The 7171-nt window shown below is 43.8% G+C and carries 6 protein-coding genes; 2 read left to right on the top strand and 4 right to left on the bottom strand.

Annotation, left to right across the window (positions count from 1 at the left end; translation table 11 throughout):
• Window positions 1–435: 435 nt before the first annotated feature.
• Entirely contained in the window at window positions 436–561 is a 126-nt protein-coding gene (locus tag IM496_RS09185) for a hypothetical protein (RefSeq protein ID WP_002738347.1), read from the top strand.
• On the opposite strand, the gene IM496_RS09180 is transcribed toward IM496_RS09185, so the two are convergent.
• Together IM496_RS09180 and IM496_RS09175 are read right to left on the bottom strand one after the other, a co-directional pair.
• The gene (locus tag IM496_RS09180) at window positions 562–4611 is read right to left on the bottom strand and encodes a cadherin domain-containing protein (protein ID WP_287661783.1); all 4050 of its coding nucleotides are present in this window, start codon (window positions 4609–4611) and stop codon (window positions 562–564) included. It abuts the gene before it with no gap.
• A 77-nt stretch (window positions 4612–4688) separates the two neighbouring features.
• Window positions 4689–4850 carry a hypothetical protein gene (locus tag IM496_RS09175; protein WP_287661782.1) on the bottom strand — a complete coding sequence of 54 codons (162 nt, stop codon included), beginning with the start codon at window positions 4848–4850 and terminating at the stop codon, window positions 4689–4691.
• A 254-nt stretch (window positions 4851–5104) separates the two neighbouring features.
• Between IM496_RS09175 and IM496_RS09170 the strand changes: the two genes are divergently transcribed.
• Window positions 5105–6319, top strand: a complete 1215-nt coding sequence (locus tag IM496_RS09170; RefSeq protein ID WP_287661781.1) for a hypothetical protein — start codon at window positions 5105–5107, stop codon at window positions 6317–6319.
• Between the two features lie 114 nt (window positions 6320–6433).
• On the opposite strand, the gene IM496_RS09165 is transcribed toward IM496_RS09170, so the two are convergent.
• Together IM496_RS09165 and IM496_RS09160 are read right to left on the bottom strand one after the other, a co-directional pair.
• A complete protein-coding gene (locus tag IM496_RS09165; RefSeq protein WP_187602869.1) occupies window positions 6434–6706 on the bottom strand; it encodes a hypothetical protein in 273 nt (90 codons plus the stop codon).
• 137 nt (window positions 6707–6843) lie between these two features.
• The coding region (locus IM496_RS09160; protein WP_287661780.1) for a hypothetical protein at window positions 6844–7171 on the bottom strand (328 nt) is incomplete at its 5' end.

Below are 7171 nucleotides of genomic sequence, written 5' to 3'. Positions count from 1 at the left end.
TGGAGGGATCGGGGGTAAAATTCAGGTACTTTTTCCCTGAAAATTAGGTAACTGACTACCTCAAAATCGGTAAAACCCTACACCCCACACCCCACACCCCACACCCTGCCCCCACCAACAAACTTTTTCAGCAGACCCTACTTAGCCTGCTTTATTGATGAAGATTTGGGAAGATACTTAAAAGTCTTGCTAGGAAAGTCTTTCAGCGATCTGGCTAAAAAACGGCTGGCAATTGGTGAATAATTCAGGCTAGTGTCTCGTTCTTATTTGAAATAACTATAGCGTTTCCCAAGCTAGTGAGGTACACCTATTTTCTTCCGTTTTGCCTTTTGCATCTTGCCTTTTGCATCTTGCCTTTTGCCTAAAACCCATAACTTTTGTACCTCAGCAGACTGAAAAACGCTATATGAATCATGGCTGGATTGGAAGCCAGCCATGCCACCATTAATCAGAAACGGCAATGAGGCCTGTGGGGCGACAAATGACGGTGATTCGCAGTTAGAAAAAGACAACCACCGCCAACTCCCAGAGGAAATGGTTTGTCAAACCAGCAAGGGATGATTAAGCAATAAAATTAAACGCCAAAATCCCATCATTAAAGTCGTTATCACTGATATTGGGTAAGTTACCGGGTAAATCCTCAAAGCCAAAGATATTATTCCCCCTTGACCGTAAATGTTCCGCCCCATCGGGATTTGCCGCCCCAAAGGAGAAGTAGGCCACTTCATGACTTATATAGTTTTCTAGGGTAGCCGCCACGTTATCGGGATTCTTGGTCAAAAATGCCTGAATACTCCCTTGCAGACTTTCTCCCGGATTGCCCCCATTGGCAATCACAAAGGGTGCGTAGCGTCGCCCCCCTTCCAACAGCACATCTCCAAATTCAGCGGCGGTGGTGCTTTGGTTTGCTCCTTCCCCACTGGCCCGCAAAATGAAGTTATTCACTGCTTGACTTAAGGCACTACGGGCATAACCCGCTTGACCGGGTTGAATTAACTCTGTCGCGTTGCCATCTCCATCTAAATCGAGGCTATCAAAAACGGCTCCGTTATCATCGGCCACTGGATAGAGACCGACAACGTTATTGAAGAAAGCTCCCGTCTGTCTAAGTCCTTCCTCAATGGCTGTCACCTGTATGCTACCGGGCAAGTTACTAAAGTTGAAAACCAGAGAACCTTGTCCATTACCCGTATTGTTAAATTGGAGGGCCTGGGGATTAACGGCTTGGTCGGGTAGATTGGTAATTTCTAGGGTGAAATTAACCGTTGCGTCTGGCGTGGCATTGGGAGCCGGGTTGATGGTAGTATCCGTTACCGCAACTGTCAAGTTATAGAGGGATTGGGCTTCAAAATCAGCCTTACCGATGAAGAATAATTCCCGGCCACGAATCTGGAAACTGCTCTGATCACTGCCCAACAAAGAAAGGCTATTTGTCCCCAAGGCATCATCGCTGATCTGAATATCGGCAACTTTTACACCTTGACTGGTATCGGTATTTTCAGCGATCGCATTAGTGCTATTGGCCAGAATTAGGGCTGTGGGAGCTTCATTGATATCGGTGATGTTTAAAGTTAAGGTTTGGGTGAGATCGGGGGTGACACCAACGGTTGTATCATCGACATTGACGGTGACTTCGTAACTATTTTGGGCTTCAAAATTAGGAGTAAAACCGACATAGAAAAGAGCCGAATTCTGAATTAAGAAGCGCTCCCTATCCCGTCCCGTGAGGAAGAGATTATTGGTTCCTAAACCATCATCTTCAATCAGGAGATCGGCGACTTTAAATTCTGGTGTGACATTGACATTTTCAGCTAACTCGGTGACAGCATTTTGGAAAATTAGGGCTGTGGGAGCTTGATTACTAGGAGTTTCACTAACATCATTGACAGTAATTGTCAAGGTTTTCTCAAAACTGAGTCCCCCTTGGTCGGTGGTTTTTACTCGAATACTGTAACTATTCTTGGTTTCAAAATCTGGGGAATTATTAATCTGTAATTGATTCCCTACAATCGAGAAGGCAGTATTATCTGTATCTCCTGTTCCTGCAACTAAGCTATAGGTAAAGGTATTGCCAGTATCGGGGTCTGTGCTAGAAAATGTTCCAATTACTGTATTAACAGGGACATTTTCATTTACTGTGGTCGCACTTAAGGCTAAATTTGTCGGAGCTTGGTTACTAGGATTTTCATTAACATCATTGACAGTAATTGTCAAGGTTTTCTCAAAACTTAGTCCCCCTTGGTCGGTGGTTTTTACTCGAATACTGTAACTATTCTTGGTTTCAAAATCGGGAGAATTATTAATCTGTAATTGATTCCCTACAATCAAGAAGGCAGTATTATCTGTGTCTCCTGTTCCTGTAACTAAGCTATAGGTAAAGCTATTACCACTATCGGGGTCTGTGGTAGAAAATGTTCCAATTACTGTGTTAACAGGGACATTTTCATCTACTGTGGTCGCACTTAAGGCTAAATCTGTGGGAGCTTGGTTACTAGGAGTTTCAGTATCAGTATCAGTATTAGTAATGATTCCCACAACTGCGTCAGTCGTACCTATGGCATAACCTGTCCCAGGAGCAAGGTTTAAAGTTACGGTTTCATCATCTTCAACATTTGTATCAGCAGTGAGGTCAATTGTTACAGTCGCAGTATCTGAACCAGCAGCGAAAGTAACTGTCCCTGTGGTTGCGGTGAAACTTGCTGCACCAGTTTGGGTGTAATCTGTGTCAAAAGTGGCTGTCCCCCCGACTGTATAATTGACGGTCAAAGCATCAGTTGTTGCTCCGGTGCGAGTGAAGGTATAGACGAAGTTAGTTGTCCCATCTTCAGTAACACTTCCAGGAGAGACAGCTAAGGTGACAATTGTGGTAACTTCGTCGATCACTTCTAAGATTTTGGGAACAATTTCTCCCGCGTCCGCTGCGGTAAAAGCTTTACCGCCCGTTTCGGTGGCAAGACTGTTAAAATCAGCGGCTGTTGTCGGATCATTACCGATCAAGATCGTGAAGATTTGAACAGGAAAAGTTTCCTCAGTTCCTTCTGCGTCCACTGTTGAGACAGAAAATCTCGTTGCGGTGAGACCTGTGGTAACGCTACTGGTTTCGATGTCACCGACGATAGACATTGACCTGAGCGTGCTGGGAATTGAGACACCAATATTGGCAGCAAGCTCCAGCACCTGAGCGCGAAGCTCAGTATCCTTGGGTGGTGCATCGCCGAACAGGATGATCGAACGGGAAATAGCCTCTTTGTTCCATTCGCCAGCACCACCAGACAAGGCACGGAGCAATCCCGAGTTGACTAATTCAGGAAAGTCACCGCCGCCACCCACTGAAATGCTATTAATGGCATTGATGGCTGCAATTTTGCGATCATCTATATCTTCTTGATCGGTGAAGGAGAGGAATGTGTTCGTCCCTGGATCGTTATAACCTACTACGGCAACTCGGGAGAAAGGAAGACTGTCATCGAAGATCTTGTTGATGATGTTGCTGGCACTGGCTTTGACCGCACCAATGTCGTCCCACATGCTGCCAGTTGTGTCGATAACGAATGCTAGATCCAATCCCTTGAGAGGAACTTTTTTGTCCTTGAACTGAGCAAATTCAATATTGGTCAGGGTGTCTGTTCCATCTTCTTTAGTGCCACCATTATGGGTAATAGTAACTGTCTTTTTATCTATCTTTGACAGAGTTAGTTTGTAATCTTTGAAGTTGCCGGAATAGATAGCAATATCTTCACCTTCTCCTCCGTCAAGAGTGTCATTTCCTTTACCTCCATCAAGAGTGTCATTTCCACTAAAAGAAGAGAAATAATCTCCAATGAGATAATCGTTGCCGCCTAAACCTTCTAAGACATCATTCCCTCGACCTGATTGGATAACATCATCATCATCATCCTCTCCCAAGATAAAAGCATCTGGATTAGAAAAATTAGGGATTTCGTCATAAATATCATCTGCAACATCTGTTCTATCTATGATTAACAGGCTATCACGCCCCATTCGATCATAATATGCTGACTTGAGGATTCGATCTGTGGTGTAGATATACTCAGACATACTATGCTCTTTAGTAAATCCAGAACCATGTTCCTCTCCAATAACGGTATAAATATTGGTTGTTGAATTAGCGTTATTATCTCTTAGTCCAGATATTGAATAAACAATATCGTTTTCATGACCAATGTTTAAAAGTCTTGTATCACTATCATTTAAACTTGCCCGAGGGGAAGCAAAAGCAACACCATTAATAAAATCACCTTTGTATTGATCCAAATAGTGTTCTACCATAGCACCACCCAAACTATGCCCCGTTACCCACAGCTTACTAATTGGATTCGCTAGACTATATTGACGCAAAGCTTCAAACAAAGGATAAAACAGTTGGAAGTGATCAAAAGTTTTTGGCCAATCGAGTGTATCTCGAAATGAATCAGTTCCCCTAAAAGCTAGTATTAGGGTATTTCCTTGTTTTGCAACAACGGCATTGGCATCTCCCCCACCGTTAAAAACATTTAAAAGATCAGCATTGGCGAAAGAATTACCTCGAATTAAATCTCGTGATAATCCGTAGTCTCTAAGTATAGGAGTAATTACTTCCCAACCAGACACGTCTACTGTGTCATTGTAAACGGCATTTGCAAATTGAGACAGAAGTCTAATTTCATTACTAGAAAGGTTTGGATGATCTAATATTTTTGTTGAAGGTACTGCATTTTTAACCATAACTGGATTACCTCACTATGAATATTGTCACAAAATCGTTCTCGTGCTTTCAGGGTGGATTGACTCTGTAAGAGGATTCTCCTGGGACAGAAAGCTATGATAGCTGATTGTACAACGATCACCATCGGAGACCGTCAACTCTTTAATTAATACTTGTTACTATCCTAGTAGCATTTTTTTGTCTCGTCAATACATATAAGTTATCTTTATTTTTTTTTTGCATAAGTTTTACTAATTAAGCACAATAAACTTGATTTAATTTACCTGATGATGTGTGGTCGGTTGCTTAACTTCGGGATTGCCGGTAGTGATATTGTAGGTTAAGGACAAGTCGAGAAGGCAGGCAATCAGCGTCGGGAAAATGTCACAGAAACCGCTTATGTTATTTAGCCATTCTTGGGGTGGTCGGTATGATTATCGGAATGGGTGGCGACCTATTTTTCGATTGTTTTTTTTAATTTTCGTCGCTAACATTCCGCGAGTTATAGCCGAACCTTTAGATAAATATTGCCTCTCACCAGTAGAGCGAAAACCCGAGACGAGATTAACATTATCCCCGAATAAAACAGCACGAGTAACAATCCCAACGCGGGGCCAATCGTTTGAGGTGGTCGTCTCCGGTGTCGATACCCTGCTACTGAAACGGAAAGGCACTCCAACGCCTCTGGTATCGGTGAGGGCCCCGCAATACGATTACGGCCAGATTGACGCTCTGGTTTCGACACAAGATGGTTGGCTCTGGATCGATGGAGGACAAATCGATTACATAGCCCGGCTCGATCTGAATGCTAACCCCCCTACCCTTGGTACACCGAAGGCACTTCCCGAACTCTACGAGCGGCCCTGCTCGTTTTGGCATCGTTTCTGGGGTAATTGTCTCCTCGCTCAGGGAGTTTACAGCCAGGCGTTGGATCGCGTATTGATCACTGGTCATCTCGCTACATTTTGGGGACGATCATCCCTCACCACCTTGGAGATCATTGCTGGAAAAGCGAAAGAGATGGGGTCGATCGCACGGGGTGCTAGTCTTGTTTACCCTGTTTATGATGTCCCGCGATTACGAGGTATTTTGCTCAGAGGCATAAAAGATGAGTTGTTCTTTTACGATGGGATTACTGTCACCACCATACTTTCAGGAGAAAGTGCGCGGAGTCGGAACGGTATAACTGGGTGGTACATCGACAGCACTCACTCTGGGAGAACTTTCGTAACTAACGCTGGTCGTTTCCGCGATCCTTTTCTTAGGGAAATAAAAGCAGGGCCACTGGCGATAGCGATCGCTGTTCCCAAGACACTCGCCGGAAGTTGGTTGAGTTTGTTTCAAAAAGTGGATAAGGAGCCGTTGTGGGGAATTACCCGTCAGTCCCTTTTTGTGGAAATACAAGGCACTTTCAAACCGGTCGCTACCGTTCGAGAGGGAGCTTTTCTAGACGGACCGGCCGGTATCGAACAGTCGTCAGATGGCTCGATCACTTTCACCGTTAAGGACAAAACCACGGGGCGCTCTACCGATTACCTGCTCGCACGCTCCTCTGTGACAGGCCCGTGCGGGATTCGTTTAAATGCCCGAAGACCGATATTGCTCACCCCGTAGTTTTTCCCAGGATAGACATTGCCCACCACCGTTAAATAAGAGTGTGAACTACTCTCGGTTTGTTTCTGGCATTTTTCTTGACCAAAAAACCTAAACCCCTTTCTAGCAAAGCTTTCACTGATATTCAGCTAACCCTAAGTAAATCTCCTTAAGAGCGATCGCATAAGCACCATTCGCCTTTCCTAAAACCTCATCACTGACAACCTCAATCTCAGGAAGTTGAGTGAAATCTCGGCTTTGCCACTGCTGTCGTAATTGCGTCGCTTTAACCACATCATAACTTGTGCCAAAAGCGGTTTCTAAATTCGCCCAAAAACCATCAGATTGAGCGAAATTGAACAAAACATCGTAAACAGAAGGAAGGAGGGGCAACAGGGTAGAAGTCATGACATTAACTGCAAAGGTTTACTGCGACTATTTTTGGGCAACAATCCCGAATTTGTCAAGACCCCTGTAACAAAAATTAAGATTATACAGAAAACGGGTTTCTCCGAGAAACCCGTTTTCTATATATTAGGATAAGATTATTGGATTCTTGCCAAAGACTGCCTAAATTCTGCGAGAGAATTAGCGGTAGCTGCTAATTTTAGTAGCTCTTCTAAGATAGTAGGGTTAGTGATTTTGCCGATTATCTCTTCAATTTCTGAAGAAATCTCTCCAAACCGCACAGTTAAAACTGTTTTTATGTCATCGCGGCTATTTTCTAACACCCCAATTTCCTTGCCAATCTTCTTACCCTGTTCTATTCCTCGCAATTCCATATTACTCATTAAAGGCATGGTTCTTTCCTCCTCAAATTGTTTGATTTTACTTTCTAAACTTGACTGCAATTCAGGGGATAAAGTCATCATA

The organism is Microcystis sp. M049S2 (assembly GCF_020245625.1).
In the GTDB taxonomy this organism is placed as follows: Bacteria; Cyanobacteriota; Cyanobacteriia; order Cyanobacteriales; family Microcystaceae; genus Microcystis; species Microcystis ichthyoblabe_A.
The sequence above is the reverse complement of the archived record's forward strand: the minus strand, read 5'-3'. Positions and strand labels throughout refer to the sequence as shown.